This is a genomic window from Streptomyces sp. HSW2009, assembly GCF_040240285.1.
Lineage (GTDB): Bacteria > Actinomycetota > Actinomycetes > Streptomycetales > Streptomycetaceae > Streptomyces.
The window spans coordinates 1-296 of sequence record NZ_JBEHZD010001223.1 but is presented as its reverse complement, the minus strand read 5'-3'; the positions used below and the strand labels follow the sequence as shown (position 1 = coordinate 296).

The window sequence follows — 296 nt, the reverse complement described above, 5'->3', positions numbered from 1 at the left end:
ACGCCGTCGCATGTGGGGTTGTTGGAGGCGTTGCCGGGTGAGGTGTCTCCGTCACAGATGCTGGTGGTGGGTGGTGAAGCGCTGGTTGGGGAAGCGTTGTCTTCTTGGCGTGCGACGCATCCTGACGTCGTGGTCGTCAACGCCTATGGTCCGACTGAGGCGACGGTGAACTGCACCGACTATTGGATCGAACCGGGTGTGGAATTGCCCGAGGGTCCGGTTCCGATTGGTCGGCCGTTCTGGAACACCCGGATGTACGTACTCGATGAGTACTTGCGGCCGGTTCCGCCGGGTGT

At 61.8% G+C, this 296-nt stretch carries 1 protein-coding gene; it reads left to right on the top strand.

Features of this window, described 5'->3' with window-relative positions; translation table 11 throughout:
• Positions 1-18 precede the first annotated feature (18 nt).
• A partial coding sequence (locus AAHZ94_RS35275) for an AMP-binding protein (RefSeq protein WP_349997711.1) occupies positions 19-296 on the top strand: 278 nt, incomplete at its 3' end.